We start from the raw sequence: 3,528 nt of genomic DNA on the forward strand, positions 1-3,528 counted from the left end.
CCGGCCCCGCCGGCCAGGAAGCCGCCGCCGTTGGCGCCGCTCGCCGTTATTCCCCCGTGGCCCACGGTTGGAACGCCGTCCCCGCCCGCCGCGGCATAACCGTCGGTGCCGGGCTGACCGTCGATGCCGGAGCCGCCGCCACCGCCGCCCGCGACAACCAGCGGCAGATCGCCGGGCGCGACGACGAAACTGCCGCCGCCACCGCCGCCGCCAAGCGTGGCCGTGCTCGCCCCTCCCTCGCCGCCCACGATCACGTCCAGCGTCTCGCCGGCATCGAGGATGAAGGCGCCGGCCGCGACGGCGCCGAGGCCGCCCGACGCGATCGGATAGGTGGCCGCGCCGCCGCCCTGCGCCCCGGCGGCGACGATTTCATACACGCCCGTCGCCGGGACGGTGTAGGTGGCCGGGACGCCGCTATAGCCGATTATGATCGGGGCAGCCGTCGTTCCGGACATCGTCGCACCCTCCGCCTCGCCTCAGCGAAGCCGAGCCTGCCACCATCGGTCAGGGCGTGCAGTTAACGGGACGGGGCCCGCGGGGTGAGCGCGCCGTCATTTCATGCGGCGTCGCGCTATTTCGGCGACCGCGTCGTGACCAGATCGGCCATCGCCGCGTGGCCCTCGGCGCGCAGCCCGTCGGCGACGCCCGCGCGGTCGGCGGCGTCGCGGTTCTGGCTGACCTTCCACTTGCCTTCCATGCGGACGACCGGGATCTCCACGCCGGTGATGGCGCGGAGCTGACCGGCGACGAAATCCGCCGGCGCGTCGTCGACCGCCCAGGGCGCCGGCCGCGCGGCCTCGCGCGCATCGGTCAGGGCGCCCACCTGCGCATGCAGCCACGCGGCATCCGGCACCACGCGCGGCGGGCCCCAGGCATGCACGGTGACGTAGTTCCACGTCGGCACGACGCGGCCATGCGCCCGTTTCGACGGATACCAGCCGGGCGAGACGTAGTCCTGCGGCCCCTGGAACACGACGAGGCAGTCGGCCGTCGCCGCGAGTTCCGCCACCTGTGGATTCGCGCGCGCGAGATGGCAGCGGAGCGTGCCGTAGGCGCCCGCCGCCCGGTCGATCAGGAAGGGCACCGGGCTCGCCATCAGCCCCGCCGGCCCCGCGGTGATCAGCAGCCCCAGCGGATGCGCCTCGATCAGCGCCTGCATCACCTCCGGCCGGTCCTCACGGAAGGCGGGCGGGCGATACACGGCGTCAGAATCCGAACATGTGGTCGAGCGAGAAGCCGCCCCGCGCGTCCATCAGCCCGTGATAGCCGAACAGCCGGCAGGTGGTGTCGCGCACGATCACGTAGCCCCGCCGCCCGGCGCGGCGCAGCGCCGCCTCGCCGAACACGGCATGGGGCCAGACCATGGCCGAGCCCTGGCACGCGATGCGCAGCCGCTCCTCGGCCAGCACGGCGCCCGTCTCGTCATGCAGCAGCAGCGTGGTGTCCGATTGCGGGTGCCACGGCGCGGAGGCGGCATAGATCAGGCAGGCGAAACTGTGCCGCGCGCCGTCGCCGAGCTTGAGGAACAGGCGCGTCGACAGCCCGGGCGGCGGGCCGGAGTAGGATTGCGGCTCGTCGCGCCACGTCATCGCGGTGTTGAACACGTGCGCGCCGAAACTCGTCTCCGCGGCGTGGCCGGACTCGCGGTCCTCGTAGCGCATCAGCGCGTGCATCCAGCCGTCCGCCCCGCCGCCGTCGCGGAAGTCGTAGACGAGTTCGGCATGCCCCTCCGCGACGTCCTCGACCTCGAGCGCGAGATCGTGGGCGCGCGGCAGCCGGCCGAGGAAGCGCGAGGCGTGGCGCGTGCCGGCGGCGTCGAACACGTCGAGGCGCAGCGGCAGGTCGGCCTGTGTCTCGGCCATCGGCGTCGGCTGCACGATGCTGCGGAACCGGTCGCGCGGCAGCACCGGAAAAGGCAGGATGAAGCCGCGCCCGAGGCTGTCGGGCAGCGCCGCGACCGCCGGATCGGGGCGCAGGTCGGCGCGTTCGACGTTGACATGCGCGATGCGTGTGCGGCCGTCGCGCACCACCTCGTAGCGCGGGCGCACGACGTGACGCCCGGTGCGCACCTCCACCTGCGCCGGCCAGCGCAGGCCGGGCAGCAGGTCGGCGACGTCGAGGGCGACGGTCGCGAACGGCCCGACGGGCGCGCCGTGGGCGACCGGCGCCTCCGCCCCCATGCGGTCGAGCGCGATGGCGCCGGCCGGGATCGGCGTCGCGTGGCTGTTCTGTATCCACAGCAGCACCCGCTCGTCGGCGCGCGGGGCCGGCAGACCGGCATAGCGGTCGGACGGCCAGGCATTGGCGTCGTGCGTGCAGGACAGGCTCGCGCCGTTGCCGGTCGCATAGGTATCGAGCGCGTATTTGATCACGTCGTGGCCGGCCGCGCCGACCGCGTGCAGGAACACCTGTCCGGTGAACGGGCCGAGGCCGAAGCGGGCGCGAACCTCGGCGCTGTCCAGCGCGTAGCCGGACGGCCCGTCGGCCAGCGCCTCCTCCCATTCAGCGAGCACGGCGCCCGCCGCGTCGAACAGCCGCAACCACAGCCGCACCGGCCCCGCGCCGTAGCCCGCCCAGTAATTGGCGGTCACGAGGCGCGTGGAGAGCCCGCCCTCGTCGCGGAAGAAGACGAAGTTGGTGGCGAAGTTCAGCCGGTCGAGATAGCGGCGCGGGTTGGTCAGCAGCCGGTCGGGAATGCGCGCGGCATCGAGGCTGAGGATCTCCGTCCCCGCGCGGGCGAGGGTGCGGGCGCGGGCCACGGCGCGGTCGGCGTCGAAGGCGGCGACCAGCACCGTCGCGACATCGTGCGATCCAAGCTCCGTCACCGGCCGTGCCGGGTGGCCGGCGCGCGTCGCGCCCACCGCCTCCGTCGCGTGGACGAACACGGCGTCCGGCGCCGGGGCGTCCGGGTAGAGCGCGAGCAGCGCGTCGATGATGCCGTCCGCGTCATAGACGGCATAGCGCCCGGCCGCGCGCAGGCGGGCGAACAGGCCGCCCAGCGCCTCGGCCGCGAGCGGGTGCGCCAGCGCCTTGTAGAGAACATTGCCGCCCGCGCGCGCGTCGAACGTCTGGATATTCAGCATGACCCGTCCTTACTCCCGCGCGCCGTCCAACCCAAGACGCAGGCGGAGGGCCGCCGCCGCCTCCGGCGTGTCGTCGAGGGGCGCGGCCGACCAGAGATCCAGCCGCCCGGCCCAGGGCCGCACCCGGCCGTCGGCGATCAGCCCGTCGAGAAAGGCCGCGTGCCGCCGCCCGCGCCCCGGCAGACGCACGGCGAACACCGGGGCGGCGGTCGCCACCGCCTCGGACAGCATCGACACGCTGTCCTGCGTCACCAGGATCGCGTCGGCCAGCGCCAGGAGCCCGAAATACGGGTTGTCGCCCGCGCCGTCCCACACCCACCCGCCGGCCGGCACCACCGCCGCGGCCAGCGCCGCGACCGCCGCCGGATCGGTGCGGCGCGAGGGGGTGACGGCGACGCCCGCGCCCTCCGCCCGCATCATCGCGGCGAGGTTGGCCGCCAGCGCC

The 3,528-nt window shown here is 74.5% G+C and carries 3 protein-coding genes and 1 pseudogene; all 4 read right to left on the bottom strand.

Translation table 11 applies throughout. The annotated features are described in order from the left end of the window. Positions 1-455, bottom strand: a pseudogene (locus tag B8460_RS20910) (glycine-rich protein); the annotation flags it as partial. 116 nt (positions 456-571) lie between these two features. Beyond that, positions 572-1,201 carry an FMN-binding negative transcriptional regulator gene (locus B8460_RS08565; RefSeq protein WP_048861173.1) on the bottom strand — a complete coding sequence of 210 codons (630 nt, stop codon included), beginning with the start codon at positions 1,199-1,201 and terminating at the stop codon, positions 572-574. Between the two features lie 4 nt (positions 1,202-1,205). Further along, positions 1,206-3,083 (bottom strand): hypothetical protein, encoded by a 1,878-nt coding sequence (locus tag B8460_RS08570; protein WP_048861174.1) that lies wholly within the window; start codon positions 3,081-3,083, stop codon positions 1,206-1,208. Positions 3,084-3,092: 9 nt separating this feature from the next. Continuing rightward, positions 3,093-3,528 (bottom strand): ELM1/GtrOC1 family putative glycosyltransferase (locus B8460_RS08575; protein ID WP_048861175.1); only part of this gene is annotated, 436 nt, incomplete at its 5' end.

The sequence above is a fragment of the Acidisphaera rubrifaciens HS-AP3 genome, from assembly GCF_000964365.1.
Lineage (GTDB): Bacteria > Pseudomonadota > Alphaproteobacteria > Acetobacterales > Acetobacteraceae > Acidisphaera > Acidisphaera rubrifaciens.

Coding starts and splice junctions, on each gene's coding strand:
- B8460_RS08570 (WP_048861174.1), bottom strand. CDS start 3,083: ATGCTGAATATCCAGACGTTCGACGCGCGCGCGGGCGGCAATGTTCTC.